The organism is Streptomyces sp. NBC_00569 (assembly GCF_036345255.1).
Classification (GTDB): Bacteria; Actinomycetota; Actinomycetes; order Streptomycetales; family Streptomycetaceae; genus Streptomyces.
On the sequence record NZ_CP107783.1, the window covers coordinates 7,140,627 to 7,165,934 of the forward strand.

26 protein-coding genes are annotated in these 25,308 nt (G+C 71.0%); 20 read left to right on the plus strand and 6 right to left on the minus strand.

Annotated features, from left to right (window positions below; translation table 11 throughout):
• Positions 1-80 precede the first annotated feature (80 nt).
• Entirely contained in the window at positions 81-3,620 is a 3,540-nt protein-coding gene (gene dnaE, locus OHO83_RS32080; RefSeq protein ID WP_266669593.1) for a DNA polymerase III subunit alpha, read from the plus strand.
• A gap of 115 nt (positions 3,621-3,735) precedes the next feature.
• Here the strand turns inward: dnaE and OHO83_RS32085 are convergent, their stop codons facing one another.
• Entirely contained in the window at positions 3,736-3,915 is a 180-nt protein-coding gene (locus tag OHO83_RS32085) for a hypothetical protein (RefSeq protein WP_266669591.1), read from the minus strand.
• Between the two features lie 307 nt (positions 3,916-4,222).
• Between OHO83_RS32085 and OHO83_RS32090 the strand changes: the two genes are divergently transcribed.
• The 4 genes from OHO83_RS32090 to OHO83_RS32105 all read left to right on the plus strand — a co-directional run bounded on the left by OHO83_RS32090 (position 4,223) and on the right by OHO83_RS32105 (position 8,803).
• A complete protein-coding gene (locus tag OHO83_RS32090; protein WP_266669589.1) occupies positions 4,223-5,545 on the plus strand; it encodes an NYN domain-containing protein in 1,323 nt (440 codons plus the stop codon).
• A gap of 665 nt (positions 5,546-6,210) precedes the next feature.
• Positions 6,211-7,233 (plus strand): ABC transporter ATP-binding protein, encoded by a 1,023-nt coding sequence (locus OHO83_RS32095; RefSeq protein WP_330280095.1) that lies wholly within the window; start codon positions 6,211-6,213, stop codon positions 7,231-7,233.
• A 51-nt stretch (positions 7,234-7,284) separates the two neighbouring features.
• Positions 7,285-8,118 carry an ABC transporter permease gene (locus OHO83_RS32100; protein ID WP_266669585.1) on the plus strand — a complete coding sequence of 278 codons (834 nt, stop codon included), beginning with the start codon at positions 7,285-7,287 and terminating at the stop codon, positions 8,116-8,118.
• 34 nt (positions 8,119-8,152) lie between these two features.
• Positions 8,153-8,803 (plus strand): AAA family ATPase, encoded by a 651-nt coding sequence (locus OHO83_RS32105; protein WP_382478664.1) that lies wholly within the window; start codon positions 8,153-8,155, stop codon positions 8,801-8,803.
• Positions 8,804-8,949: 146 nt separating this feature from the next.
• Here the strand turns inward: OHO83_RS32105 and ybaK are convergent, their stop codons facing one another.
• The 4 genes from ybaK to OHO83_RS32125 form a co-directional block, all read right to left on the minus strand.
• Positions 8,950-9,450: a Cys-tRNA(Pro) deacylase gene (ybaK, locus tag OHO83_RS32110; protein WP_100592244.1), complete on the minus strand. Its 501-nt coding sequence runs from the start codon at positions 9,448-9,450 to the stop codon at positions 8,950-8,952.
• 36 nt (positions 9,451-9,486) lie between these two features.
• The gene (locus OHO83_RS32115; protein ID WP_266669581.1) at positions 9,487-10,269 is read right to left on the minus strand and encodes an LON peptidase substrate-binding domain-containing protein; all 783 of its coding nucleotides are present in this window, start codon (positions 10,267-10,269) and stop codon (positions 9,487-9,489) included.
• An 11-nt stretch (positions 10,270-10,280) separates the two neighbouring features.
• Entirely contained in the window at positions 10,281-11,276 is a 996-nt protein-coding gene (locus OHO83_RS32120) for a hypothetical protein (protein WP_329437934.1), read from the minus strand.
• A 142-nt stretch (positions 11,277-11,418) separates the two neighbouring features.
• Positions 11,419-12,993, minus strand: coding sequence for an oxidoreductase (locus tag OHO83_RS32125; protein WP_266669579.1), 1,575 nt, complete (start codon positions 12,991-12,993; stop codon positions 11,419-11,421).
• Between the two features lie 217 nt (positions 12,994-13,210).
• Between OHO83_RS32125 and hisD the strand changes: the two genes are divergently transcribed.
• From hisD to OHO83_RS32175, 10 genes are all read left to right on the plus strand, one after another.
• Entirely contained in the window at positions 13,211-14,533 is a 1,323-nt protein-coding gene (hisD, locus tag OHO83_RS32130; RefSeq protein WP_266669577.1) for a histidinol dehydrogenase, read from the plus strand.
• Positions 14,512-15,645: a histidinol-phosphate transaminase gene (locus OHO83_RS32135; RefSeq protein WP_329435598.1), complete on the plus strand. Its 1,134-nt coding sequence runs from the start codon at positions 14,512-14,514 to the stop codon at positions 15,643-15,645. The genes hisD and OHO83_RS32135 overlap by 22 nt, the downstream gene beginning before the upstream one ends.
• The gene (hisB, locus tag OHO83_RS32140; RefSeq protein WP_100592249.1) at positions 15,642-16,235 is read left to right on the plus strand and encodes an imidazoleglycerol-phosphate dehydratase HisB; all 594 of its coding nucleotides are present in this window, start codon (positions 15,642-15,644) and stop codon (positions 16,233-16,235) included. The genes OHO83_RS32135 and hisB overlap by 4 nt, the downstream gene beginning before the upstream one ends.
• Positions 16,236-16,238: 3 nt before the next feature.
• A complete protein-coding gene (locus tag OHO83_RS32145) occupies positions 16,239-16,403 on the plus strand; it encodes a hypothetical protein (protein ID WP_165914440.1) in 165 nt (54 codons plus the stop codon).
• A 20-nt stretch (positions 16,404-16,423) separates the two neighbouring features.
• Positions 16,424-17,086, plus strand: a complete 663-nt coding sequence (gene hisH / locus OHO83_RS32150; RefSeq protein ID WP_100592250.1) for an imidazole glycerol phosphate synthase subunit HisH — start codon at positions 16,424-16,426, stop codon at positions 17,084-17,086.
• Positions 17,086-17,814, plus strand: a complete 729-nt coding sequence (gene priA / locus OHO83_RS32155; RefSeq protein WP_116502603.1) for a bifunctional 1-(5-phosphoribosyl)-5-((5-phosphoribosylamino)methylideneamino)imidazole-4-carboxamide isomerase/phosphoribosylanthranilate isomerase PriA — start codon at positions 17,086-17,088, stop codon at positions 17,812-17,814. The genes hisH and priA overlap by 1 nt, the downstream gene beginning before the upstream one ends.
• Complete coding sequence (locus tag OHO83_RS32160) at positions 17,811-18,212, plus strand: RidA family protein (RefSeq protein ID WP_266669569.1); 402 nt, start codon at positions 17,811-17,813, stop codon at positions 18,210-18,212. Before priA ends, OHO83_RS32160 begins: the two co-directional genes overlap by 4 nt.
• On the plus strand, positions 18,209-18,964 hold the full coding sequence (gene hisF, locus OHO83_RS32165; protein ID WP_266669568.1) for an imidazole glycerol phosphate synthase subunit HisF: 756 nt from the start codon (positions 18,209-18,211) through the stop codon (positions 18,962-18,964). The genes OHO83_RS32160 and hisF overlap by 4 nt, the downstream gene beginning before the upstream one ends.
• Before the next feature lie 128 nt (positions 18,965-19,092).
• Positions 19,093-19,680 carry an ArsR/SmtB family transcription factor gene (locus OHO83_RS32170; protein ID WP_330280096.1) on the plus strand — a complete coding sequence of 196 codons (588 nt, stop codon included), beginning with the start codon at positions 19,093-19,095 and terminating at the stop codon, positions 19,678-19,680.
• Between the two features lie 14 nt (positions 19,681-19,694).
• Positions 19,695-20,942 carry an MFS transporter gene (locus OHO83_RS32175; protein ID WP_266669564.1) on the plus strand — a complete coding sequence of 416 codons (1,248 nt, stop codon included), beginning with the start codon at positions 19,695-19,697 and terminating at the stop codon, positions 20,940-20,942.
• A 5-nt stretch (positions 20,943-20,947) separates the two neighbouring features.
• On the opposite strand, the gene OHO83_RS32180 is transcribed toward OHO83_RS32175, so the two are convergent.
• The gene (locus OHO83_RS32180; protein WP_266669562.1) at positions 20,948-21,583 is read right to left on the minus strand and encodes a TIGR03085 family metal-binding protein; all 636 of its coding nucleotides are present in this window, start codon (positions 21,581-21,583) and stop codon (positions 20,948-20,950) included.
• Positions 21,584-21,722: 139 nt separating this feature from the next.
• Between OHO83_RS32180 and hisI the strand changes: the two genes are divergently transcribed.
• The 5 genes from hisI to OHO83_RS32205 all read left to right on the plus strand — a co-directional run bounded on the left by hisI (position 21,723) and on the right by OHO83_RS32205 (position 25,278).
• Positions 21,723-22,097: a phosphoribosyl-AMP cyclohydrolase gene (gene hisI, locus OHO83_RS32185; protein ID WP_266669559.1), complete on the plus strand. Its 375-nt coding sequence runs from the start codon at positions 21,723-21,725 to the stop codon at positions 22,095-22,097.
• A 75-nt stretch (positions 22,098-22,172) separates the two neighbouring features.
• The gene (locus OHO83_RS32190) at positions 22,173-23,654 is read left to right on the plus strand and encodes an anthranilate synthase component I (RefSeq protein WP_266669558.1); all 1,482 of its coding nucleotides are present in this window, start codon (positions 22,173-22,175) and stop codon (positions 23,652-23,654) included.
• Between the two features lie 22 nt (positions 23,655-23,676).
• Positions 23,677-24,333, plus strand: a complete 657-nt coding sequence (locus tag OHO83_RS32195; protein ID WP_116502609.1) for a TIGR02234 family membrane protein — start codon at positions 23,677-23,679, stop codon at positions 24,331-24,333.
• 141 nt (positions 24,334-24,474) lie between these two features.
• Complete coding sequence (locus OHO83_RS32200) at positions 24,475-24,717, plus strand: HGxxPAAW family protein (protein ID WP_266669556.1); 243 nt, start codon at positions 24,475-24,477, stop codon at positions 24,715-24,717.
• 114 nt (positions 24,718-24,831) lie between these two features.
• Positions 24,832-25,278 (plus strand): DUF2752 domain-containing protein, encoded by a 447-nt coding sequence (locus OHO83_RS32205; RefSeq protein ID WP_389562822.1) that lies wholly within the window; start codon positions 24,832-24,834, stop codon positions 25,276-25,278.
• Positions 25,279-25,308: the final 30 nt, after the last annotated feature.

The window sequence follows — 25,308 nt, forward strand, 5'->3', positions numbered from 1 at the left end:
AGACTTCCAAGCTGTCCGCCCGACTGCCCGCAGCCTGTCGCCGGTCCGTATCTTTCCGTTTTCCGTTGGAGGCCGAAGCCGTGTCAAAGCCGCCGTTCACGCACCTGCACGTCCACACCCAGTACTCGCTGCTGGACGGTGCCGCGCGGCTCAAGGACATGTTCAACGCCTGCAATGAAATGGGCATGACGCACATCGCCATGTCCGACCACGGCAACCTCCACGGGGCGTACGACTTCTTCCACACGGCGAAGAAGTCCGGGGTCGTCCCGATCATCGGGATCGAGGCGTACGTGGCCCCCGAGTCCCGGCGCAACAAGCGCAAGGTCCAGTGGGGCCAGCCGCACCAGAAACGGGACGACGTGTCCGGTTCGGGTGGTTACACCCACAAGACGATCTGGGCGTCGAACAGCACGGGCCTGCACAACCTCTTCAAGCTGTCCTCGGACGCGTACGCAGAGGGCTGGCTGCAGAAGTGGCCGCGCATGGACAAGGAGACGATCTCCCAGTGGTCGGAGGGGCTCATCGCCTCGACCGGCTGCCCTTCCGGCGAGCTCCAGACGCGCCTGCGCCTCGGCCAGTTCGACGAGGCCTTGAAGTCGGCCGCCGAGTACCAGGACATCTTCGGCAAGGACCGGTACTTCCTGGAGCTGATGGACCACGGCATCGAGATCGAGCGCCGGGTCCGCGACGGACTCCTGGAGATCGGCAAGAAGCTCGGCATCCCGCCCCTGGTGACGAACGACTCGCACTACACGTACGCGCACGAGGCGACGGCGCACGACGCCCTGCTGTGCATCCAGACCGGCAAGAACCTCTCGGACCCGGACCGCTTCCGCTTCGACGGCACGGGCTACTACCTCAAGACGACCGACGAGATGTACGCCGTCGACTCCTCGGACGCCTGGCAGGAGGGCTGCGCCAACACGCTCCTGGTCGCCGAGCAGATCGACACCACGGGCATGTTCGAGAAGCGCGACCTCATGCCGAAGTTCGACATCCCGGAGGGCTTCACCGAGGTCACCTGGTTCCAGGAGGAGGTCCGGGTCGGCATGGAGCGCCGCTACCCGGGCGGCGTCCCCGAGGACCGGCAGAAGCAGGCCGAGTACGAGATGGACATCATCATCCAGATGGGGTTCCCGGGGTACTTCCTGGTCGTCGCCGACTTCATCATGTGGGCGAAGAACAACGGCATCGCGGTCGGCCCCGGCCGAGGCTCCGCGGCCGGTTCGATCGTCGCGTACGCCATGGGCATCACCGACCTCGACCCGATCACGCACGGCCTGATCTTCGAGCGGTTCCTGAACCCCGAGCGCGTCTCCATGCCCGATGTCGACATCGACTTCGACGAGCGCAGGCGCGTCGAAGTGATCAGGTACGTGACCGAGAAGTACGGCGCCGACAAGGTCGCCATGATCGGCACCTACGGAAAGATCAAGGCCAAGAACGCGATCAAGGACTCCGCGCGCGTCCTCGGCTACCCGTACGCGATGGGCGACCGCCTCACCAAGGCGATGCCCGCCGACGTCCTCGGCAAGGGCATCGACCTGTCGGGCATCACCGACCCCGCCCACCCGCGCTACAGCGAGGCGGGCGAGATCCGGGGAATGTACGAGAACGAGCCGGACGTCAAGAAGGTCATCGACACCGCCAAGGGCGTCGAGGGCCTGGTCCGGCAGATGGGCGTGCACGCCGCAGGCGTCATCATGTCCAGCGAGCCCATCGTCGACCACGCCCCGATCTGGGTCCGGCACTCGGACGGCGTGACCATCACGCAGTGGGACTACCCGCAGTGCGAGTCGCTCGGCCTGTTGAAGATGGACTTCCTCGGCCTGCGCAACCTCACGATCATGGACGACGCCGTCAAGATGGTGAAGGCCAACAAGGGCATCGACCTGGAGATGCTCTCCCTGCCGCTGGACGACCCCAAGACGTACGAGATGCTCTGCCGCGGCGACACGCTCGGTGTGTTCCAGTTCGACGGCGGCCCGATGCGTTCGCTGCTGCGCCAGATGCAGCCCGACAACTTCGAGGACATTTCCGCCGTCTCGGCCCTGTACCGGCCGGGCCCGATGGGAATGAACTCGCACACGAACTACGCGGAGCGCAAGAACGGGCGCCAGGAGATCACTCCGATCCACCCGGAGCTCGAAGAGCCGCTGAAGGAGACCCTGGGTCTCACCTACGGCCTCATCGTGTACCAGGAGCAGGTGCAGAAGGCCGCCCAGATCATCGCCGGCTACTCGCTCGGCGAGGCCGACATCCTGCGCCGCGTGATGGGCAAGAAGAAGCCCGAGGAGCTGGAGAAGAACTTCGTCCTCTTCCAGGCCGGTGCCAAGAAGAAGGGCTTCTCCGACGCGGCGATCCAGGCCCTGTGGGACGTTCTGGTGCCGTTCGCCGGATACGCGTTCAACAAGGCGCACTCCTCCGCGTACGGCCTCGTCACCTACTGGACCGCCTACCTCAAGGCGAACTACCCGGCCGAGTACATGGCCGCGCTGCTCACGTCGGTGAAGGACGACAAGGACAAGTCCGCGGTCTATCTGAACGAATGCCGGCGCATGGGCATCAAGGTCCTCCCGCCGAATGTGAACGAGTCGGAACACAACTTCGCCGCCCAGGGCGACGACGTGATTCTCTTCGGCCTCTCCGCCGTCCGTAACGTCGGTACGAACGTGGTCGAGTCGATCATCCGCAGTCGCAAGGCGAAGGGGAAGTACGCCTCCTTCCCCGACTACCTCGACAAGGTCGAGGCCGCCGCCTGCAACAAGCGCACCACGGAATCGCTGATCAAGGCAGGCGCGTTCGACACGATGGGGCACACCCGCAAGGGCCTCACCGCACAGTACGAGCCGATGATCGACAACGTCGTGCAGGTCAAGCGCAAGGAGGCCGAGGGCCAGTTCGACCTCTTCGGCGGCATGGGCGAGGAGGACAGCAGCGAGCCGGGCTTCGGGCTCGACGTCGAATTCTCCGAGGACGAGTGGGAGAAGACCTATCTCCTCGCCCAGGAGCGCGAGATGCTCGGTCTCTACGTCTCCGACCACCCTCTGTTCGGCCTCGAACACGTGCTGTCCGACAAGGCCGACGCCGGCATCGGGCAGCTCACCGGCGGCGACTACTCGGACGGCTCGATCGTCACCATCGGCGGCATCATCTCGGGCCTCCAGCGCAAGATGACCAAGCAGGGCAACGCCTGGGCCATCGCGACCGTCGAGGACCTGGCCGGCTCCATCGAGTGCATGTTCTTCCCGGCGACGTATCAGCTGGTGTCGACCCAACTCGTCGAGGACGCCGTCGTGTTCGTCAAGGGCCGCCTCGACAAGCGCGAGGACGTGCCGCGCCTCGTCGCGATGGAACTCATGGTCCCCGACCTGTCGAACGCCGGGACCAACGCGCCCGTGACGATCACCATCCCCACGGTGAAGGTGACCCCGCCGATGGTCAGCAGGCTCGGCGAGATCCTCAGCCACCACAAGGGCAACAGCGAGGTGCGGATCAAGCTCCAAGGGGCCCGTAAGACAACGGTGCTGCGGCTCGACCGGCACCGCGTGCAGCCCGACCCCGCGCTCTTCGGCGACCTGAAGGTGCTGCTCGGGCCGTCCTGCCTGGCGGGCTGACGCGGGCCGAGAGGCCCCTCGGCCTTGGTCATCACGTGAGTGAGGGGCGCTCCCGGATTCCTCCGGGAGCGCCCCTCACCGTGTGCCCAAAGGGCCACTTGCCTTACAGAAGGCGTCAGTTGTGACCGAAGCGGCGCTGGTGCTTACGGGCAACATCCGCGGGCGTGCCCTGAGCCTGCGACTGCATCTCCGACTGTGCTTCCATACCGGCCGACTTGGCCCTCTCGGAAGCCTGCTCGGAGGCGGAGGCGCGGCTGCGCTGGTCGCCCTGCTTGCGGTTCTTGTTCTTGGCCATGGTGACTGCCTCCTGCGGGGGGTCTAGGGGCCAGGGCCGGATTCAGATTCACATATGCTGACGAGGCACGCATTTCAGAGAATTACCGTGCGTAATAAGCGCTGTCAGTGTGTTGTTCGGAGCGCGACGGGAGTTCTGTGAGCGGGCCGCTTCGGGAATTCGTCCGATCCGCCACGCCGAAGATCGAGTTCGGGCCGTTAACCCCCGTGTGGTCGGGCAGACTCGAAGGAAACCCGAGGCGAACCCGCGATCGTCGACACCGTGGGACCTCCGGACGCCGGTAATTCAGCGAAAGAGGGTGGATCGCGTGGACCGTTGCATCGTCCTGGTGGACGCCGGTTACCTGCTCGGGGCCGCCGCGAGTCTCCTCGCGGGGGAGCCGTCCCGGTCCCGGATCTCCGTCGATCATGTCGCCCTCGTCCAAGGACTGCGTGAGCGCGCCGAATCCGACACCGAGCGGCCACTTCTGCGGATCTACTGGTTCGACGGGGCGCCGGACAGGGTGCCCCAGCCCGAGCACCGCCGGCTCCGCGTGATGCCTCGCGTGACCGTGCGACTCGGTGCGCTCACCCGTAGCGACGGGCGCTGGGCGCAGAAGGGGGTCGACGCGGCGATGCACGCCGAGCTGACCGAACTCGCCCGTAACCGCGCCTGCTCCGACATCGTGCTCGTCACCGGCGACGGCGATCTGCTGCCCGGCATGATGGCCGCGAAGGAGCACGGGGTCGCCGTGCACCTGTGGGCCGTGCAGGCCGCCGACGGCGACTACAACCAGTCCGAGGACCTCGTCGCCGAGGCGGATGAGCGGCGTGTGCTCGACCGGGCCTGGATCACGAAAGCCGTGCGGGCCAAGGAGGTCGGCGGGATCTGTGCCCCGCAGCCCGCTCCGCGACCGGAGATCGCGGCGATTCTGTCGGCGCCCCTCCCTGAGTCGGCGCTCGCCTCCGCGGCGGGGCACTCCGCGGATCTCTCCGATGTGCCGGGAGGCGGTGGCGCTCCCGGCGGTGCCGGGCAGGGGGGTGCCCCGGTCGGTGACGGTGTCGATCACGGGGTGGCCGCGCGCGAGGGTGAGGGTGCGGGGGCCGTGGACGAGCGGGGTGGCGCGGGGAGGGGGGTCCCCACGCCCAAGGACCTTGCCGCCCTGCGCGGGCCCGGCGCCGCTCCTGGGCTTGGGGTGCATCCCCATGTTCATCCCGGGCAGCACCCCGCCAACGCCACCTTGCGGTGGTCGTCCGACAAGGGGTGGGTCGAGCGCCCCGGGGTCGCGGGGGAGTCGGCGGACGCGGCGTCCCTGCCGACGCTGGCCCAGCTGACCACCGCGGAGCAGCGGTGGGCCGACCGCGAGGAGGACATCACCACCGTCGGGGGTGATCCCTTCGAGGTGGGGCAGGTGTTCGCCCGGCGATGGATGGAGCGGCTGGGGGACCAGGTTCAGCTGCAGAAGCTGTCCACCATGTATCCGCGGGTGCCGCATCGCATCGACGGGGAGCTGCTGCGGTATGCCGCGCGGTTCGGGCTGCTCGCCCACAAGGACGATCAGATCGACGAGCACGATCGGTATGCGATTCGGGCCGGGTTCTGGCGCGAGGTCGATGTGCGTAGCGCTGCGGAGCGGGTGAGCGCGGAGTAGTCAAGGCGGGGTGGTCTTGCCCTGGGGGTGTTCTGTGCCGGTGCCGGTGCCGGTGCGGGTGCCTATGCCGGTGCCGGGTGCCCCTTGGTGGGTGCGGGCTTGTACTCGGCTTGTGGCTCGCGCTTGTTGTGGGTGCGGGGCCGGTCCGGTATGTCCGTCCTCGCTTGGATGGTTCGGCGTTGGATTTCGTGCGCCTCAGTTGTGTGTGCCGGCTCCGGGCGGACATACCGGCCCGGCCCCTTCCGTTCGGTCGCGGGTGCGGCTGGGGTGGTCGTTGGTGTGCTGGGTGTGTCGGCTTCGGGTGGGGATCGGCCCGGCCCCTTCCGTTCGGTCGCGGGTGCGGCTGGGGTGGTCGTTGGTGTGCTGGGTGTGTCGGCTTCGGGTGGGGATCGGCCCGGCCCCTTCCGTTCGGTCGCGGGTGCCGCACGGTCGGTCGTTGGTGCGCTGTGTGTGTCGTCTCCGGGTGGGTATCGGCTCGGTCTCTTCTGTTCGGTCGCTGGTGTGGCTGCGTGCTGACTTTGAGTGAACGTTTGTTCGTGGCTGTGGCTGGTTGGGGGTGGGGGCTCGGCTCGCGTACGGGAGTGAGGGGGAGCGCGTCCCGTTTTCGGTGGCATGTCCCTACCCGGGCGTCGTCCGGAGGGTTCGACCCCGTAGTCTCGTCCTTCGTGAGTACGCGCACGGCACAGGCGGCCCCCAGAGGGCGACGGGGAGACGTGGTGTGCGTCGTGCGGGATCTCGTGCGTACGTATCCCGCCACCCGAGGGCGTCGCGGAGCGCCCGGGAGCGCTGCGGTCCGGGCCACCGACGGGGTGTCCCTCGAGATCCGGCGCGGGGAGATCTTCGGGCTGCTCGGGCCCAACGGCGCCGGTAAGTCCACCCTCGTACGCCAGCTGACCGGGCTGATGCGGCCCGACAGCGGGAGCGTCGGGATTCTTGGGCACGACATCGTGCGCTACCCGGAGCGGGCCTCGCGGATTCTGGCATATCTGGGGCAGGAGTCGAGCGCTCTGGACGAGCTGACCGTGTCGCTCGCCGCCGAGACCACCGGGCGGCTGCGGGGGCTCGATCTGCGTACGGCCCGGGCCGAGCGGGACGCCGTGGTGGAGGAGTTGGGGCTCGGGGCGATCGCGTCGCGGCCGCTGAAGAAGCTTTCCGGCGGGCAGCGACGGCTTGCCTGCTTCGCTGCCGCGCTTGTGGGGGAGCGGCCGTTGCTGGTGCTCGATGAGCCGACCACGGGGATGGATCCTGTCGCCCGGCGGGCCGTGTGGGCCGCCGTCGACCGGCGGCGGGCCGAGAGTGGCGCCACCGTTGTGCTGGTCACCCATAACGTCATCGAGGCCGAGACCGTGCTCGATCGCGTCGCCGTGCTCGACCGCGGGCGCGTCATCGCCTGCGACACCCCGGCCGGACTGAAGGAGAAGGTCGCCGGCGAGGTGCGCGTCGAGCTCGTGTGGCGGGAGCGGGCGCCCCTGGACGTGCCCACCGTCGCCGCGCTGCGCGCCTCCGCCGTCGAGTCGGGGCGCCGCTGGTCGCTGCGGCTGGGCCCGGACGAGGCACGGGCCGCCGTCGCCGCCGTCACCGGCGGCCCCGCGTTCGCCGCGCTGGACGATTTCTCCCTGACCACGCCGAGCCTGGAAGATGTGTACCTGGCGCTCGGCGGCGAGGCCAAGGGGCTGGTGAAGTCGTGAACACGGCGGCCCCCGTACCCGACGGAACAGTCACGACAGGAGTAGCGCACCGTGAGTGTCGTACCCGCTGAGGTCCTTCAGGGCGGCGCCCGGGCGGGCGCGAGCGGGCTGAGCGCCGAGGGTGACGCCGTCGGCGAGCTCGCCCCGAGGGCCCGGCTGCTGCCGTCCCTGGCTGCCGTGTACCGCGCGCAGCTCTCGCGGGCGCGCGTCGCCAGGATCCCGCTGCTCTTCGTCGCCACGTTCCAGTCCGTCGGCATCATGATCCTGATGCGGGGCGTGGTGGACGGGGGCCGGGAGGCGCAGGCTGTCGTCGCCGGGTCGAGTGTTCTGGTCGTCGCGTTCGTTGCTCTCAATCTGCTCGCGCAGTATTTCGGGCAGTTGCGGGCCGCGGGCGGGCTCGATCACTACGCGACGCTGCCCGTGCCGCCCGCCGCCGTGGTGCTGGGCGCCGCCGGCGCGTACGCCTCCTTCACCGTGCCCGGGACCGTGGTCACCGCCGTCGTCGGCTGTGCCATGTTCCAGCTTCCGCTCGCGCACCTGTGGGTGCTCGCCGCCGTCATCCCGCTCGCCGGTGCCGCGCTCTCCGGGCTCGGCGCCGCGCTCGGGCTGCTCGCCCCGCGGCCCGAACTGGCCACGCTGCTCGGTCAGTTGGGCATGTCCGCGGCGCTCCTGCTCGGCGTCCTGCCGGCCGACCGCATGCCGGACGTCATCCAGTACGCGCGCGATCTGCTGCCGTCGACGTACGGTGTCGAGGCCTTCGCCCGCACCTTCGGAGCGCATCCGGACTGGGGCGTCGTGCTCCTCGATCTGGGCGTCTGCGCGGGTGTCGGCGTCGCCTCGCTGGCCCTCGCCACCTGGGCGTACCGCCGGGCGGCCGTCCGGTGACGCGCGTCTCGCGGAGGCCTGGCACGATGGCAGAGTGACCGCACCGCTGACGCCACGACCCCAGCAACCCCAGCACGACCCCTGGCAGGCCTCCGGGCCCGCGGGCGCTGTGCCGTCTCACGCTCACGAGCACCAGGAGGACGGGCCAGGGATGAGGACCGAGTTGCGGGAGGCCGCCGCCGTCACGGTCGCGCTGGCCGTCTGCGGGCTGCTTCTGGGCGGACTGTGGATGTGGCTCGCACCGCAGGTGCCGCTCATCGCGGACGCCCAGGCCGTGTACCTCAAGGACACCGAGGGCGAGCAGGCCGTCGGCGTCGACGGAACGTTCACGCTGCTGGGCCTCGCGTTCGGCGTCGTCAGCGCCGTCGCCGTGTTCCTGTGGCGCAAGCGCGGCGGCGTACCGCTCGTCGTCGCCCTGGCCGTCGGCGGACTTCTCGGCGGGCTCCTCGCGTGGCGGTTCGGGATCTGGCTCGGCCCCACGCAGGACGTGGCGGCCCACGCCAAGGAGGTCGGCAAGGGCGTCACGTTCGACGCGCCCCTGGAACTCAAGGCGAAGGGCGCGCTCCTCGCCTGGCCGCTCGCCGCGATGATCGTCCACCTCGGCCTGACCGGCCTGTTCGGGCCCCGCGATCCCGACCCGTACTTCGACACCCACTACCCGCAGGACACCCCTCCGGCGCCCTGAGAGCGGCTCTCAGGCGGGCCTGCGGCCGTGATTGGCCTTGTGCTTCCTGATCCGCCACTTCCGCTTGCGCGTCCTCTTCGACATGTCCTCGGTATTTAGCCGAGGACATGTCGTGCGTCGAGAGGTGGCGGCGGTTCCGGTCGGGGTCAGGTGCGGCCGATGGGGGCCAGCACCGCTGACGTGAGCGTGGCCAGGTCCGTGGGGGCCAGCTCCACCTCCAGGCCGCGGCGGCCCGCCGAGACACAGATCGTGTCGTGTGCCCGCGCCGAGTCGTCCAGGACCGTACGCAGCTTCTTGCGCTGGCCCAGCGGGGAGATGCCGCCCCGCACATAGCCCGTGGTGCGCTCCGCCGCCGCCGGATCGGCCATCGCGGCCCGCTTGCCGCCGACAGCCGTCGCCAGGGCCTTCAGGTCGAGCTGGCCCGCCACCGGCACGACGGCGACCGTGAGCTCGCCGTCCACGTCCGCGACGAGCGTCTTGAACACCCGGTCGGGGGAGACGCCCATGGCCTCCGCCGCCTCGTCCCCGTACGAGGGATGGGCGGGGTCGTGCTCGTACGCGTGGGTCGTGAAGGGCGTACCCGCGGCGGTGAGCGCCACGGTCGCGGGCGTTCCCCCGGACTGCTGTTTCTTGGACTTCTTCGCCAACGTCCTCATGCCTTACGTCAGTCGGGACCGGCCACGTCAGTTGAGGCTGGTCGCCTGCCGGGTCAGGTCGCCGGCCGGCAAGGACGGCAGATTACGGATGATCGCCGTCTCGGCGCGAAGGAGTTTCAGCTCGTCACGCAGGCGCGACGCCGTGTCCGGGGCCTGGAGGAGGCGCTGCTTGGTCGGCACGTCGAGGACGGCCGCCGCGGCCACCAGGTACGACACGACGGACGGGTCGTCCGGCAGGTCGGCGCCGGTCGCCAGGGAGCGCTCACGGGCGCCCGCGAGCCGCTTCTGGTAGGAGCGGAAGGCGCGCAGCACCCCTTCGGCGAGGGCGCCCGCCTCGTCGCCGGACTCCTCGGGCAGCTCCTCGACCTCGGCGGTCAGATAGGCACCCGACGCGTCGACCGAGTGGATCTTCACGCGGGTCGTGCCGGTGGCGAGCACCTCGAAGCTGCCGTCGGCGCGCTCCCGGATCGTCGCGGCGTCGGCGATGCAGCCCACGCCGTGCAGGGCCTTGATCGGGTCGTCGCCGAAGCCGGCCGCGGGGCCCGCCTCGGCGGCGGTCTTCGCCGCCTGGTCCGGCATGCCGGGGGCGCTGGGCGCTACCTCGTGCCCGTCGCGGATCGCCACGACGGCGAACCGGCGCGGCTCGTCGGAGTCGGCGGGGTCGCCGGAGGCCTCGGAACCCCCGGAGGGGGTCTTCAGCAGGTCGCGCATCATGGCGCGATAGCGCTCCTCGAACACGTTCAGCGGGAGCACGAGCCCCGGGAACAGCACCGAGTTGAGCGGAAAGAGCGGAAGCCGGACGGTGGTCACGACGGTCAAGCCTAATGGGAGCCGGAGGTGAGGGATCCGCGACCGGTCCCGCGGCCCCCGAGCGGACGGGCCGCGGCGACCTCGATCCGTACGCCGTCACGCAGTTCCAGGAACTGCCCGAGCGGGTCGTCCGAGATCCGGTCCCAGGGGAACGACGACGCGTACGGGCCGGTCAGGCGCAGTTGCTCCAGGGCGTCGGACCAGCGTTCCAGGCGGACCAGGACGTACGTGAGGAGGTTGCGGACCTCGGCGGGCCAGGGGTCGTCGGCGGCGTACTCGCGGGACAGGGCGATCGCCAGGTCGGCGGCCTCGTCCAGGCGCTCACGGGGCACCTTCGCGGCCGGCCCCGGGCCCTCCTCGCTCGTCAGGTACGCGAACGCGGCCCGCACCGGCAGCGCCTGCACCAGGGACCCCGGCAGGGCGTCCTGGGCGGCACGCTCGGCGAAGTCGAAGCACTCGCGGTGCGAGCCGTACCAGGCGGCAGACAGGTACTGGAGCGCGGAGACGTGGCAGCCGTAGTGGTGCGGGGAGCGCCTTATGGCCTCGGCCCAGAGCCTCTCGAAGACGGTGTGCGAGGCGTTCGTGCCGCGCGCGTGGTCGAGGGCGACCCGCCAGGGCACCGGGTCGCCGGGGTCGCCCTCGGCGGCGGCGGTGATCAGCGGCGTCACGCCGCGCAGCAGCTCGGCGCGGGCCGGGGACTCCCAGCCGCGCGCGACCTCCAGCTCGGCCTTGACGAGGAGGGCGTCCGGGTCGTGGGGCGCCGCGAAGCGCCAGTCGTCGAACCATTCGCCGCGGGATCTGGCGAAGGCGGCGAGCCGGGTGACGTAGCGGTCCCGGTTCTCCCACTCGCCGGCCTCGCGGGTGGCGGCGAGCAGCTTGGCGGCCGCCTCGTACTCGCCCCGGCCCGCGGCGACGAGCGCGGGCGCGAGGCGTTCGTCGGGGACGTCCAGGAGGACGTCGTCGTCGGCGGGCAGTCCGGCCGCGAGGCCCGAGGTGTGGCGGACCATCCGCGCAGTGCGGATGAGGGCGCGCAGCAGTGCCAAGGTGTGGACCCCGCTCCCCGTCGCTCGGTTGATGGTTGCGCTGGGATGACGGCTGAAATGCGCCCGTGGTTGCCCGCGGTCCGGCAAAAATTGCGAGGGTGCCCGGTCAGTTTCTGCGGAGCAGCCGGGTGGCCCCCGCGGCGACCGTCGTGGCGAGGATCCAGCCGAGCAGGATCAGCACGGTCGCGGCCCACTGCCAGCCGCCCTGGAGCTGCCAGTAGCCGTCCTGGCCCAGGTCGATGACCGGCAGGATCAGATCGAGCGAGAACAGGGCCGGACTCCAGTGCGGTGCCTCACCCGGTTTGATGGCCGGGTGTGACGCGTGGGAGAAGGCGAGGGTGCTCGCCGCCCACAGCACGGCCATCCACACCGCGGCGCGCCCGGGCCGGTACCCGTAGGCGACCGTCCAGTCCTGGATGTACCCCCAGATCTTCGCGGCCGGCGGCAGCGTCTCGCGTCGGCGGCGCTGCTTGGCGAGCAGCACCTCCCGCGCGTCGGCGTCCTCGCCGCTGTTGCGCAGCACGGTCGCGAGCTTCTCGTACGGCTCCGGGCTGTACTCCGGCGTCGCGGCCGACAGCCACTCGAGGCGCCGCGACAGCGGGAACGGGCCGGAGGGGATGAGGTTCTCGTACGTGAAGCCGCCCACACGCAGACCGCCGGGGCCCGGCCAGCTCGCCGCCCTGTCGATCAGGTTGACGACCTTCGCGCCGGACAGGACGACCCGCCCGCGCTGCGGCCGCTCGCACAGGAAGCGCAGCTCGGGCGTCTGGATGCGGCGCAGCGACACCTCCTGGTCGTTGTCCAGGTGGAAGCGCGCCTGGTCGAGGTCGACGGCGTCGCCGAACCGGCCGTCGTCGAGCCGCACCCCGCCCTGGCACTCGAAGCGCTGCACACGGGTGCCGCGGGCCGGTGTCGTGCCGCTGGTCTGGAGCGGATTGCCGACACCGGCGGGGGTCAGATAGAGGGAGCGCTCGACCGTGAGCTGCGGCGCGTTCAGCGCGCGGCTCCCGTACGCGTTGGAGAGCCGGCTGCCGCGCAGGCTGAGCGAGACGCCGATCTGGGCACCGCGCAGGCTGAGCTCCCCGTGCGTCTCCAGCATCTCGGCCTGGAGGTCCTGGCCGACGGACATGCCGTCAGCCATGATCGACTTGCCGCGCCGGTCGCGGTACACGACGGCCTGGTTGAGCAGCAGGTCCGTGCCGATGTGCGCGTCGGTGAGGCGTACGCCGCTGTGGAAGCGGCAGCGCGGCAGATGGAGATCGCCCTCCGTGTGGACGCGGGCGCCCTCCAGGCGGGGGATCGAGCAGTCGACCAGGCGCAGGGTGGTGAACCGGGCCTCGGGAACCAGGATCTCCTTCTCGAAGCGGCACCGCTTCAGCTCGACGTACGGCACGACGACGCCGCCCGAGACGTCGAGCGCGTCGGTGATCTGTACGCCCGTGAGCTTGAGCGACGCGACACGCCCGGACAGCGCGGGCGGCCCGTCGAGCAGCAGCCAGGCCACGATCCGCGCCCGCACACTGCGGCCGGGCCCCCAGGCCTGTCCGCCGTGCGGGTCGTCGACGTCCGGGTCGCCCGAGCTCAGGTCGTAGACACTGCCGTTGCGGAAGGCCTGCCACATGCCGATCTCGGTGCCCGTGAGACCGTCCGGCGGGTCACCGATGCCCGTACCGTCGACCACGACTTGTCTTCCTCCCCATAAGCCCCCGGATCCTCACGGAGCCCCGCACGTCCCGGTACGGCTCCGCTACTCGTGGGTTTAGTACAACTGTTCATGCCCGCTGAGTGACCGCCTGAACGCTACTGGTGAAGGTCTTCGTCCGGTCTTGCGCGGTGATCCGTATCAGCCATTGATACGGACGTCGGGCGCTGATGTGGCGTCTGCGAGAATTGAGTACGTGATCTCCCGAATCGATCTGCGCGGCGACGCCCTCCCCGAGGGCCCCGCACTGCGCGACCTGCTGCCCCGAGCCGACTTCGACGTTCAGGCCGCCCTCGAGAAGGTGCGCCCGATCTGTGAGGCCGTGCATCATCGTGGCGACGCGGCACTGATCGACTACGCGGAGCAGTTCGACGGGGTGAGGCTGGAATCCGTACGGGTTCCCGCCAAGGCCCTCCAGGACGCCCTGGAGCAGCTGGACCCCGCTGTCCGCGCGGCCCTGGAGGAGTCGATCCGCCGGGCCCGCATCGTCCACCGCGAGCAGCGCCGCACCACCCACACCACGCAGGTCGTCCCCGGCGGCTCGGTCACCGAGAAGTGGGTGCCCGTCGAGCGCGTCGGGCTGTACGCGCCGGGCGGCCGCTCGGTCTACCCGTCCTCCGTGATCATGAACGTGGTGCCCGCGCAGGAGGCCGGGGTGGAGTCGATCGCCCTCGCCTCGCCGGCCCAGGCCGAGTTCGGCGGCCTCCCGCACCCGACGATCCTGGCCGCGTGCGCGCTGCTCGGCGTCGACGAGGTGTACGCCGCGGGCGGCGCCACGGCCGTCGCGATGTTCGCGTACGGCACCGAGTCCTGCGCCCCGGCGAACATGGTCACCGGCCCCGGCAACATCTGGGTCGCGGCGGCCAAGCGCTACTTCACCGGCCTCATCGGCATCGACGCCGAGGCGGGCCCGACGGAGATCGCGGTCCTCGCCGACGCCACCGCCGACCCGGCGCACGTCGCGTCCGACCTGATCAGCCAGGCCGAGCACGACCCGCTCGCCGCCGCCGTCCTCGTCACCGACTCGGCGGAGCTCGCGGACGCCGTCGAGAAGGAGCTGGAGCCGCAGGTCGCGGCCACCAAGCACATCGACGACCGGATCGTCCCCGCCCTGCGCGGCAGGCAGTCCGCGATCGTCCTGGTCGACGGGGTCGACGAGGGCCTGCGGGTCGTCGACGCGTACGGCGCCGAGCACCTGGAGATCCAGACCGCCGACGCCGCCGCGGTCGCCCAGCGCGTGAAGAACGCCGGCGCGATCTTCGTCGGCCCCTGGGCACCGGTCTCCCTCGGCGACTACGCCGCGGGCTCCAACCACGTGCTGCCCACCGGCGGCTGCGCCTGCCACTCGTCCGGTCTGTCCGTCCAGTCCTTCCTGCGCGGCATCCACATCGTCGACTACACGCGCGAGGCCCTCGCCGACGTCGCCCACCACGTGGTCACGCTCGCCGAGGCGGAGGACCTGCCCGCGCACGGCGCGGCGATCAAGGCAAGGTTCGAATGGAAGGTTCCCGGCCAGTGACCGGTATCGACGATCTGCCCGTGCGGGACGAGCTGCGCGGCAAGTCCCCGTACGGCGCCCCCCAGCTCGACGTACCCGTACGCCTGAACACGAACGAGAACCCCTACCCGCTGCCCGGCCCGCTCGTCGAGCGGATCGCGGAGCGCGTACGCGAGGCCGCCCGCGACCTCAACCGCTACCCCGACCGGGACGCGGTCCAGCTGCGCACCGAGCTCGCCGGCTATCTCACACGCACCGGTGGCCACCACGTCGGCATCGAGAACGTCTGGGCGGCCAACGGCTCGAACGAGGTCATCCAGCAGCTCCTGCAGACCTTCGGCGGCCCCGGCCGCAGCGCCATCGGCTTCGAGCCCTCGTACTCGATGCACGCCCTCATCGCGCGCGGCACCGGCACCGGCTGGATCTCCGGACCGCGCAGCTCGGACTTCACCATCGACGTGGAAGCGTCCGTGAAGGCCATCGCCGAGAACCGCCCGGACGTCGTCTTCATCACGACGCCCAACAACCCCACGGGCAGCGCGGTCCCGCCCGAGACGGTCCTCGCCCTGTACGAGGCCGCGCAGGCCGCCAAGCCGTCCATGGTCGTCGTCGACGAGGCCTACATCGAGTTCAGCCACGGGAAGTCCCTTCTCCCGCTGCTCGAAGGCCGGCCGAACCTCGTCATCTCACGCACGATGTCGAAGGCGTTCGGCGCGGCGGGCCTGCGCCTCGGCTACCTGGCCGCCGCCCCCGCCGTCGTCGACGCCGTCCAGCTGGTGCGCCTGCCGTACCACCTGTCGGCCGTCACCCAGGCCACGGCCCTCGCCGCCCTGGAGCACACCGACACGCTCCTCGGTTACGTCGAGCAGCTGAAGGACGAACGCGACCGCCTGGTGACCGAGTTGAGGGCGGCTGGCTACGAAGTGACCGACTCGGACGCCAACTTCGTGCAGTTCGGCCGGTTCGAAGGCGAAGGCGCCGCGCACGCGGTGTGGCAGAAGATCCTCGACCGGGGCGTCCTGGTCCGGGACAACGGCGTACCCGGGTGGCTGCGTGTCTCCACGGGCACCCCGGACGAGAACGACGCGTTCCTCGATGCGGTACGCGCAATCAAGAAGGAGCGGAACGCATGAGTCGCGTAGGCAGAGTGGAACGCACCACCAAGGAGACCTCGGTCCTCGTCGAGATCGACCTCGACGGCACCGGCAAGGTCGAAGTCTCCACGGGCGTGGGCTTCTACGACCACATGCTCGACCAGCTCGGCCGCCACGGCCTCTTCGACCTCACGGTCAAGACCGAGGGCGACCTGCACATCGACACGCACCACACCATCGAGGACACCGCCCTCGCGCTCGGCGCCGCCTTCAAGCAGGCGCTCGGCGACAAGGTCGGCATCTACCGCTTCGGCAACTGCACCGTCCCGCTGGACGAGTCGCTCGCCCAGGTCACGGTCGACCTCTCCGGCCGCCCGTACCTGGTGCACACCGAGCCCGAGAACATGGCCCCCATGATCGGCTCCTACGACACGACGATGACCCGGCACATCCTGGAGTCGTTCGTCGCGCAGGCCCAGATCGCGCTGCACGTCCACGTCCCGTACGGGCGCAACGCGCACCACATCGTGGAGTGCCAGTTCAAGGCACTGGCCCGTGCGCTGCGTTACGCGTCCGAGCGCGACCCGCGCGCCGCGGGCATCCTTCCGTCCACGAAGGGCGCCCTCTAAGCCATGAACGGCCTCAACACCGTCCTCATCGTCGTCGGTCTCTTCCTGATCGGCGGCGTCATCTCCTTCGTCAAGCAGGGCCTGCCCAAGGGCCTGATCGCGCTGCTCTCCATCGCCGCGGCCATGTGTCTGGTCTCCGGCGTCCTGCGGCTCGACTACTGGAACTGAGGGGCAGGGAGCAGCCAGCCATGACTTCAGCCAAGCCCGCCGGCACAGCCGGCAAGAAGGTCGTCGTCTTCGACTACGGGTTCGGCAACGTCCGTTCCGCCGAGCGTGCCCTGGCCCGCGCGGGCGCGGACGTCGAGATCACCCGCGACTTCGACACCGCACTCAACGCCGACGGCCTCCTCGTCCCCGGCGTCGGCGCCTTCGCCGCCTGCATGAAGGGCCTCAAGGAAGCGCGCGGCGACTGGATCATCGACCGCCGCCTGGCCGGCGGCCGCCCCGTGATGGGCATCTGCGTCGGTATGCAGATCCTCTTCGCGCGCGGCATCGAGCACGGCGTCGAGGCCGAGGGCCTCGACGAGTGGCCGGGCACGGTGGAGCCCCTCAAGGCCGAGATCGTCCCGCACATGGGCTGGAACACGGTCCGCCCGCCGCAGGACACCGAGCTCTTCGCCGGTCTCGACAGCGACGCCCGCTTCTACTTCGTGCACTCCTACGCCGTGCAGCAGTGGGACTTCGAGGTCGGCAACGTCCACATGCGCCCGCCGAAGGTCACCTGGGCCACGCACGGCGAGCCGTTCATCGCCGCCGTCGAGAACGGCGCACTGTGGGCGACACAGTTCCACCCCGAGAAGTCCGGCGACGCCGGCGCCCAGCTCCTCACGAATTGGATCGGAACCCTCTGATGTCCCGCACGCTCGAACTCCTTCCCGCCGTCGACGTCCGCGACGGCCAGGCCGTACGTCTCGTGCACGGCGAGTCCGGCACCGAGACCTCCTACGGTTCCCCGCTCGAGGCCGCCCTCGCGTGGCAGCGCTCCGGCGCCGAGTGGCTGCACCTCGTGGACCTGGACGCCGCGTTCGGCACGGGCGACAACCGCGCCCTGATCGCCGAGGTCGCGCGAGCCATGGACATCAAGGTGGAGCTGTCCGGCGGCATCCGCGACGACGACACCCTCGCCGCCGCGCTCGCCACCGGCTGCACCCGCGTCAACCTCGGCACCGCCGCCCTGGAGACCCCGGAGTGGGTCGCCAAGGTCATCGCCGAGCACGGCGACAAGATCGCGGTGGGTCTCGACGTGCGCGGCACCACGCTGCGCGGCCGCGGCTGGACCCGTGACGGCGGCGACCTCTACGAGACGCTCGCGCGCCTCGACTCCGAGGGCTGCGCCCGCTACGTCGTCACCGACATCGCCAAGGACGGCACGCTGCAGGGCCCGAACCTGGAGCTCCTGCGCAACGTGTGCGCCGTGACCGACCGGCCCGTCGTCGCCTCCGGCGGCGTCTCGTCGCTCGACGACCTGCGTGCCATCTCCGAGCTCGTCCCGCTGGGCGTCGAGGGCTCGATCGTCGGCAAGGCGCTGTACGCGAAGGCCTTCACGCTGGAAGAGGCCCTCGCCGCGGTGGCGTCATGATCGACGGCGTACGCAGGGTCGGCTCGGACGGGCCGTGGGAGGAGGCCGTGGGCTACTCGCGCGCGGTCGAACTGCCCAACGGCCTTGTCCTGGTGTCCGGTTGTACGTCCGTGGTCAACGGCGTCATCGACGCGGGAACGCCGTACGAGCAGACGCTCAACGCGTTCCAGGCCGCGTTCGACGCTCTCAAGACCCTCGGGCTCGGGAGTGAACATGTGGTGCGCACCCGTATGTACATCACCCATGCGCGGGATGTGGACGACGTGGGCCGGGCCCACAAGGAGCTGTTCGACACCATCCGCCCCGCCGCATCCATGATCATCGTCTCCGGCTTCATCGACCCGAGCCTGGTCGTCGAGGTCGAGGTGGAGGCGTACCGAGGAGACACACCGTCATGACGCTGGCCGTACGGGTCATCCCCTGCCTGGACGTGGACAACGGCCGGGTCGTCAAGGGCGTCAACTTCCAGAACCTGCGCGACGCGGGCGACCCCGTCGAGATGGCGAAGGTGTACGACGCCGAGGGCGCCGACGAGCTGACGTTCCTCGACATCACGGCGTCCTCCGGCAACCGCGAGACGACCTACGACGTGGTGCGCCGCACCGCCGAACAGGTCTTCATCCCGCTCACCGTCGGCGGCGGTGTCCGCACGGCGGACGACGTGGACAAGCTGCTGCGGGCCGGCGCGGACAAGGTGGGCGTGAACACGGCCGCCATCGCCCGCCCCGAGCTGATCCGCGAGATCGCCGAGCGGTTCGGCCGCCAGGTGCTCGTCCTGTCGGTCGACGCGCGCCGCACTCCGTCCGGCACGTTCGAGGTGACGACACACGGTGGCCGCAAGTCCGCGGGGATCGACGCCGTCGAGTGGGCGCATGAGGCCGCCGAGCTCGGCGCGGGCGAGATCCTGCTCAACTCGATGGACGCCGACGGCACGAAGGACGGCTACGACATCGAGATGATCGCGGCCGTCCGCAAGCACGTCACGGTGCCCGTGATCGCGTCCGGCGGCGCGGGGCGCCTTGAGCACTTCCCGCCCGCGATCGCCGCGGGCGCCGACGCGGTGCTCGCCGCGTCCGTCTTCCACTTCGGCGATCTGCGGATCGGTGAGGTCAAGGGGACGCTGCGCGAGGCGGGTCACCCCGTCCGCTGACACCGGGAGCGCACGCTCTCAGGCCCCGGCCGCCCTCAGGGTGGCCGGGGCCTTTTCTCGGTCCGATACGCAGGATCAGTTGCGCAATTTCTATTGCGCAATATTTCCTTCGTATCTAGGGTCGTGCCATGACCGACGAACAGACCCGCCGCATCACCGACCTCGGCACCCTCAAGGCGCTCGCCCACCCGCTGCGCTCGCAGCTGTACCGCGCCCTGGTCGTCGCCCGCACCGCGACCGCGTCGCAGCTCGCCGAGCAGGTCGACGGGGCTGTCTCGCTGGTCAGCTATCACCTGCGCAAGCTCGCGGACGCCGGGCTCATCGAGGAGGCGCCCGGGGCGCAGCGGGACGGCCGCGAGCGCTGGTGGAGGCCCGCGTCCGACGGCGTCAGCATCCACGAGGCGGACTTCGGCGACGCCCCCGAGAAGGCCGCGGCACACCAAGCGGCCACCCGGCTCTTCTACGAACAGCGCAGCGAGCTCTACCGCCGCTACCTCGACGAGCGCTCCACCTGGACCCCCGAGTGGCGCGCCGCCTCCTCGGACTCCGAAGCCCTGATGCCTCTGACGGCGGCCGAACTGACCGCGATGACAGGCGAGTTGCTCGCCGTCATCAGGAAGTACGACGAGCAGGGCCGCGCCGCACAGGCCGCGGGCGACACCGAAGGGCGCGAGAACGTCGCGCTGCACATGTACGGCTTCCCGTTCCGCGCCTGAGAGGACCACCTCCCATGACCGTGACCGCGCCGCTCACCCGCACCCCCGCCCCCGAGAAACCCGCCCACCGCGACGGCAACGTGCTGCGCTGGCTCGGCGCCTACGGCGCCTCGATGATCGGCGACAACATCTACTACGTCGCCCTGTCCTGGGCGGCCGTCCAGTCGGGCAGCCCCTCGCAGGCCGGGCTCGTCATGGCGGTCAGCGCGGCACCCCGGGCCCTGCTGATGCTCGGCGGGGGAGTGATCGCCGACCGGCTCGGGCCGCGCCGCATCGTCATGGCCGCCGACGCCGTGCGCAGCGTCGCGGTCCTCGGCGTCGCCGGGCTCTTCCTCGCGACCCGACCGGGCCTGTGGCCGCTCACCGTCCTCGGCCTGGTCTTCGGCATCGTCGACGCACTCTTCCTGCCGGCCGTCGGCGCACTGCCCGCCCGCGTCACCGGACGCGACCAGCTCGCCCGGGTCCAGGGCCTGCGCGGACTCGCGGTCCGCCTCGCCAACGTCGTGGGCGCGCCCCTCGGCGGGCTCGGCGTCGCACTCGGCGGCCCCGCGGCGGCGTTCGGCGCGGCCGGACTGCTGTTCGCGATCTCGCTGCCGCTCCTGATGTCCCTGCGCATCCGGGACCTGCCCGACGACGGCGGCAAGAGCGGCACCCCGGCGAGGAACGGCCTCGCGGACGGACTGCGTCACATCCGCCGCCACAGCGTCCTCGCCCCGCTCGTCGTCGTCATCGCCCTCAGCGACCTCGGCTTCGTCGGCCCCCTGAACGTCGGCCTGACCCTCCTCGCCGACCAGCGCGGCTGGGGCGCCTCAGGGATGGGCTCGGTGCTCGCCGGGTTCGGCGTCGGCGCGGGCGCGGCCTCGCTGCTCCTCGCCGTCCGCGGCCGCGTGCCGCGCGCGGGTCTCGTCCTCGCCGTGACCATGGGAGGCGGCGCCGTCGCCATCGGCGCGCTCGCCTTCGTACCGCGCCTCGCCGCCGCGGTCGCCGTCGCGCTGGTCATCGGGCTGCTCGCCGGTCTCAGCGGCGCCCTGTGCGGAGCGCTCACACAGACCCACGCGGACCCGGCCTACCTCGGCCGGGTCACCGCCGTCACGAGCCTGTCCAGCCTCGGCCTCGTCCCGCTCACCATGCCGCTGACCGGCGCGGCCGTCGGCCTGTGGGGCACCGGACCCGTCTTCGTGGCCAGCGCCGCGATCTGCGCCCTCGCCGGCGTCTACGGGCTGTGCCGCACGCCGCTGCGCCGCGCCGAGCTCCCGGCCTGAACTCCTCAGATCCCGAGCTGCTTCGCCTCGTGCAGCTTCCCGATCGCGTCCTTCTCGCCTTCCGTCTCCACCCGCGCCGCGTCCTGCCGGCCGAACGCGAACAACAGCAGTTCGGCGGGCTCACCGGTCACCGTCACCACGGGCGTGCCCTTGTGCGCCACCACCGTCCGGCCGTCCGGGCGGCGCAGAACCAGACCGACCGGCGACTTGCGGCCGATCACGCGGGCCATCCGCTCCAGGCGCGACCACAGCACGTCCGCGAAGACCGGGTCGAGCTCGCGCGGCGTCCAGTCCGGCTGCGCGCGGCGCACGTCCTCCGTGTGGACGTAGAACTCGACCGCGTTGGATGCCTCGTCGATCTGCTTGACGGAGAACGGCGAGAAGCGCGGCGGGCCCGTCCTGATCAGCTGGATCAGCTCGTCGTAGGGCTTCTCGGCGAACTCGGCCTGCACCCGCTCCAGACGCTGCGCCAGCTGCTTGATCAGGATCCCGCCCGCGGCGTCCGCACGGCGCTCGCGCACCACCACATGGGCCGCGAGATCACGGGCGTTCCAGCCCTCGCACAGGGTCGGGGCGTCGGGGCCCGACGCCTCCAACAGGTCGGCGAGGAGAAGTCGTTCACGCTTCGCATGGGTCGACATACCGCCAGCCTACGACCGTCCGACCGGTCCGCCCACCCGTCACCCGACCCCCGCCCCTCAACGTGGCGCTCCGCGCCGCCGCTCTCGATCAGTGGACGCCCGCCCGAAAGGGCGCGCGGGGCGCGGCACAATGGTCCCCATGACCAGCACGCCTCCGCCCAGCAGCCTCGACCCCTCCGTCGCCGCCCGCCTCAAGCGCAGCGCCGACGGCCTGGTCCCCGCGATCGCCCAGCAGTACGACACCGGCGAGGTGCTCATGCTCGGCTGGATGGACGACGAGGCGCTGCACCGCACGCTGACGACGGGCCGCTGCACGTACTGGTCCCGCAGCCGCCAGGAGTACTGGGTCAAGGGTGACACCTCCGGCCACTTCCAGCACGTGAAGTCGGTAGCCCTCGACTGTGACGCGGACACCCTCCTGGTGAAGGTCGACCAGGTCGGCGCGGCCTGCCACACCGGCGACCGCACCTGCTTCGACGCGGGCGAACTGACCGTGACCGGCACCGACGCCTGAGACCACCGCCCCGCCGCCCGTTCCACGGACCGGGCGGCGCACCGGACCTGCCCGCACACGGCCTAAGCTCGTCCTATGGATCTCGAGACCTTCCGCAAGCTCGCGACCGACCGCCGAGTGATCCCCGTCAGCCGCAAGCTCCTCGCGGACGGCGACACCCCAGTCGGTCTGTACCGCAAGCTGGCCGGTGAACGCCCCGGCACGTTCCTCCTGGAATCCGCGGAGAACGGCCGCTCGTGGTCCCGCTACTCCTTCGTCGGCGTCCGCTCGGCCGGCACCCTCACCACCCGCGACGGCCAGGCGCACTGGCTGGGCACCCCGCCCGTGGGCGTCCCCACCCACGGCGACCCGCTCGCCGCCCTTCGCGCCACCGTCGAGACCCTCCACACCCCCCGCTACGAGGGCCTGCCCCCGTTCACCGGTGGCATGGTCGGCTACCTCGGCTACGACATCGTGCGGCGCCTGGAGAAGATCGGCCCCGGCGAGCGCGACGACCTGAAGCTCCCCGAGCTGACGATGCTGCTCACCAGTGACCTCGCCGTCCTCGACCACTGGGACGGCTCGGTCCTGCTGATCGCCAACGCGATCAACCACAACGACCTCGAAACCGGCGTCGACGAGGCCTACGCGGACGCCGTGGCCCGCCTCGACGCGATGGAGGCCGACCTCTCCCGGCCCGTCGTCCAGGCCCCCGCCGCGCTCCCGCCCTCCGAACTCCCGGAGTTCACCGCCCTGTGGGGCGGCACGGACTACCAGGAGGCCGTCGAGGACATCAAGGAGCGCATCCGGGCGGGCGAGGCCTTCCAGGTCGTGCCCTCGCAGCGCTTCGAGACGCCGTGCACGGCCAGCGCGCTCGACGTCTACCGGGTCCTGCGCGCCACCAACCCGTCGCCGTACATGTACCTGTTCCGCTTCGACGGGTTCGACGTGGTCGGCTCGTCGCCGGAGGCCCTCGTCAAGGTGGAGGACGGGCGCGCCATGGTGCACCCCATCGCGGGGACCAGGCATCGCGGCGCCACCCCCCAGGAGGACCAGGCGCTCGCCGACGAGCTCCTCGCCGACCCCAAGGAGCGCGCCGAGCACCTGATGCTCGTCGACCTCGGCCGCAACGACCTCGGCCGCGTCTGCGAACCGGGCTCCGTCGAGGTCGTCGACTTCATGTCCGTCGAGCGCTACTCGCACGTCATGCACATCGTGTCGACCGTCACCGGCCGGGTCGCCCCGGGCACCACCGCCTTCGACGTCCTCACCGCCTGCTTCCCCGCGGGCACCCTCTCGGGCGCGCCCAAGCCGCGCGCGATGCAGATCATCGACGAGCTCGAACCCTCCCGGCGCGGTCTGTACGGCGGATGTGTCGGATATCTCGACTTCGCCGGGGACTCCGACACGGCCATCGCCATCCGCACCGCGCTCCTGCGCGACAACACCGCATATGTGCAGGCCGGAGCGGGTATCGTCGCCGACTCCGATCCCGTCGCCGAAGACACCGAGTGCCGCAACAAGGCGGCGGCGGTGCTGCGCGCCGTGCACACCGCCAACCGGATGCACGACGCCTGACGGCGTGGGGGATAGTGGTGAGGTGACTTCCGCAGTGCCATCCCCCCGAACCGAAGCCGGGACCGCCTCCCCGGAGACGGCCGCCGCGCGCAACGGCCGCCGCAGCCTCGCCGCCGCGCTCCTGTTCGGCGCCGTCGGCGCGGCGGTGGCCCTGCTCTCCTCGCGGCAGGAGTGGGCCTCCGGGTCCGCGACCGTGCCGGGCGGCAGCTTCCCGCTCGCCGCCAAGGGCAGTGACGTCACCGGAGTGCCCGCGGCCCTCGCCATAGTGGGGCTCGCGGCCCTCGTCGCCGTCTTCGCGGTCCGCCGCGCAGGGCGCACGCTCGTCGCCGGGCTCCTCGCGCTCAGCGGCGCGGGCGCCGTCGTCGCCGCCGTCCTCGGCGCGGGCGACAGCGCGGCCCTCGACGAGAAGGCAGCCGAGGTCTCCGGCAACACCGCCGCCACCATCGGCTCGCTCGGCCACACGGTATGGCCGTACGTCGGTGCCGCGGGCGGCGCCCTCATCCTCCTGGCCGGCCTGCTCGCCCTGCGCTACGGCCGCTCCTGGCCGTCGATGGGCGGCCGCTACGAGCGGGACGGTACCCCGCGCCCCCGCAAGGCGGCCCGTCCCGTCGACCCGGAGCGCCCCGAGGAGCTGTGGAAGGCCCTCGACCGGGGCGAGGACCCCACACACGAGGCATAGCGGGGCCCCGGACCCCGAGTGCCGCCCATGCCCGCGAGTGCGGGACAATGGGCAAGAGCGTCCGGCTCACCACCCAGCGCGGTGACACGCGCAGGGCACGGGGCCACGCATCAGCCACGCATTGAGCAACGAGGAGCAACCATGGCGGACAGCAGCCACGGACACACCCCGGCCGCCTGGACCGGTGTCATCATCGCCTTCATCGGTTTCTGCGTCGCGGGCGCCTTCATGGTGATGGCCAACCCCGTCGGCTTCTGGGCGGGCATGGCCCTGCTCGCCATCGCCGCGGTCGTCGGCGGCGCCATGAGCGCCGCGGGTCTCGGCAAGCCGAAGCCGCAGTCGCTGCCGGCCGTCTCGCCCGAGCCCGTCGTCGTGGAGGCCTGAGCCTCACCCACGTCGTGAGAGGCGGCCCGGCACCTGGTGCCGGGCCGCCTCTCACGCTTTGCGCGGGCTGCGCGCCGACGGGCGGACCCGGCGGGCCCGTTGCACAATTCACGGGTGAACGCCGAAACGGACACTTCCGCGGCCACCCTGACCAGCGGCGCCGCCGGTTCGCTGCGGCGGCTGGCCGTCCCCGCCGGTGTCCTCGCCGCGGTCGGTGCGGGCTTCGCCTACGTCGGGTCCGTCGACCCGAACGAACCGGGCCACTACCCCGTCTGCCCGCTGCTCCACTACACGGGGATCTACTGCCCCGGATGCGGCGGTCTGCGCAGCGCCCACGCGCTCGTCCACGGCGACCTCATGGCCGCTCTGGGGGACAACGCGCTCGCCGTGGCGGGCTACGCCCTCTTCGCCGTCCTGTGGGTCGTATGGGCCGTACGGGTGGCACGGGGACTGCCCATACGGATCGATCTCGGACGCCCTCACCTGTGGGCCGTGGGCTCCGTGGTACTTGTCTTCACGGTTGTCCGGAACCTGCCCCCAGGTGGCTGGCTCCATCCTTGATCAACAGTATTTGTCCAGGTAGTGGGACCG